Here is a 2,239-nt window from a genome sequence, read left to right as displayed (position 1 = left end):
CGATACACTCTTATTATAGAGTATGTACTTACAGTAAAGGAGGTGATCCAACCACAGGTTCCCCTACGGTTACCTTGTTACGACTTCACCCCAGTTATGAATCACAAAGTGGTAAGCGCCCTCCATAAAAAAAGGTTAAGCAACTCACTTCTTTTACAACTCACTCCCATGGTGTGACGGGCGGTGTGTACAAGGCCCGGGAACGTATTCACCGTAGCGTTCTGATCTACGATTACTAGCGATTCCGACTTCATGGAGTCGAGTTGCAGACTCCAATCCGAACTACGATATATTTTGTGAGATCCGCTTACTCTCGCGAGGATGCTTCCCTTTGTATATACCATTGTAGCACGTGTGTAGCCCTGGTCGTAAGGGCCATGATGACTTGACGTCGTCCTCACCTTCCTCCGGTTTATCACCGGCAGTTTCCTTTGAGTTCCCGGCCGAACCGATGGCAACAAAGGACAAGGGTTGCGCTCGTTGCGGGACTTAACCCAACATTTCACAACACGAGCTGACGACAGCCATGCAGCACCTGTCTCATGGTTCCCGAAGGCACTAAAGTATCTCTACTAAATTCCATGGATGTCAAGACCAGGTAAGGTTCTTCGCGTTGCATCGAATTAAACCACATGCTCCACCGCTTGTGCGGGCCCCCGTCAATTCATTTGAGTTTTAACCTTGCGGTCGTACTCCCCAGGCGGTCGACTTAACGCGTTAGCTACGAAAGTTATAAGTCAAGCTTACAGCCTCCAAGTCGACATCGTTTACAGCATGGACTACCAGGGTATCTAATCCTGTTTGCTCCCCATGCTTTCGCACCTGAGCGTCAGTATTCGTCCAGGGGGTCGCCTTCGCCACTGGTATTCCTCCAGATATCTACGCATTTCACCGCTACACCTGGAATTCTACCCCCCTCTACGAAACTCAAGTATATCAGTTTCAAATGCAATTCCTAAGTTAAGCTCAGGGATTTCACATCTGACTTAATGTACCGCCTACGTGCTCTTTACGCCCAGTAATTCCGATTAACGCTAGCACCCTCCGTATTACCGCGGCTGCTGGCACGGAGTTAGCCGGTGCTTCTTTTACAAGTAACGTCAGTAATAAAATTTATTAAATTTTATTATTTCTTTCTTGTTGAAAGTACTTTACAACCCTAAGGCCTTCTTCATACACGCGGCATAGCTGCATCAGGCTTTCGCCCATTGTGCAATATTCCCCACTGCTGCCTCCCGTAGGAGTCTGGACCGTATCTCAGTTCCAGTGTGGCTGATCATCCTCTCAGACCAGCTAGAGATCGTAGCCTAGGTAAGCCTTTACCTTACCTACTAGCTAATCTCGTCTGGGTTCATTTAAAGGCATGAGGTTTTATAAAAAATATAAAATCCCCCACTTTAATCTTACGATCTTATGCGGTATTAGCTATCGTTTCCAATAGTTATCCCCCTCCAATAAGTAGATCCCCAGATATTACTCACCCGTCCGCCGCTTGCCGACAATAAATAGTAAACTATTTATCTCGATGCCGCTCGACTTGCATGTGTTAAGCTTGCCGCCAGCGTTCAATCTGAGCCATGATCAAACTCTTCAATTAAAAGCAAAAAAATTTAATATAAATTATATATTATGCTCTAAAATAGAATGCCCACATATATTTTCTGATAAATTATTAAAGAACTCAAAAAATTATTACTCTTTATAATAATACTCTTTTATATTTTAAAGTCAATTTTTTATATCAAAATATTTTTATTTATTCAAGATATTGAATTTTTAATATTTTAAATGTTATATTTCCTTTAGGAGTTTTTATTAAAACAGTATTATTTTTTTTTTTACCAATTAATCCCCTAGAAATAGGAGCATTAATTGAAATTAAATATTTTTTTAAATTAGCTTCATCATCACCAACAATTTTATAAGATACTACTTTATTAGTAATAACATTAATTATATCAACAGTAGAACCAAAAATAACTTTACCTTTATTTTTTATTTTAGTTACATCTATAATTTGACAATTAGATAATTTTAATTCTATTTCTTTAATACGTTTCTCACAAAAACTTTGTTCTTCTCGTGCAGCATGATATTCAGCATTTTCTTTTAAATCACCATGTTTTCTAGCTTCTGCAATATCATTAATTATTTTATATCTTTTTATATTTTTTAATTGATTTAATTCCTTAATTAATTTTTTTGATCCTTTTATAGTCATAGGTATTTTATTTATCAT

At 38.8% G+C, this 2,239-nt stretch carries 1 protein-coding gene and 1 rRNA gene; both read right to left on the bottom strand.

The features are described from left to right. Nucleotides 1-35 precede the first annotated feature (35 nt). Nucleotides 36-1,597: ribosomal RNA gene (locus tag GJT81_RS00010) — 16S ribosomal RNA — on the bottom strand. A 159-nt stretch (nt 1,598-1,756) separates the two neighbouring features. After that, nucleotides 1,757-2,239 carry a transcription elongation factor GreA gene (gene greA, locus GJT81_RS00005; RefSeq protein WP_169785323.1) on the bottom strand — a complete coding sequence of 161 codons (483 nt, stop codon included), beginning with the start codon at nt 2,237-2,239 and terminating at the stop codon, nt 1,757-1,759.

The organism is Enterobacteriaceae endosymbiont of Plateumaris consimilis, assembly GCF_012563145.1.
GTDB lineage: Bacteria > Pseudomonadota > Gammaproteobacteria > Enterobacterales > Enterobacteriaceae.
Note: the sequence above shows the minus strand (reverse complement) of the source record. Positions and strands in the feature narration are given on the sequence as shown.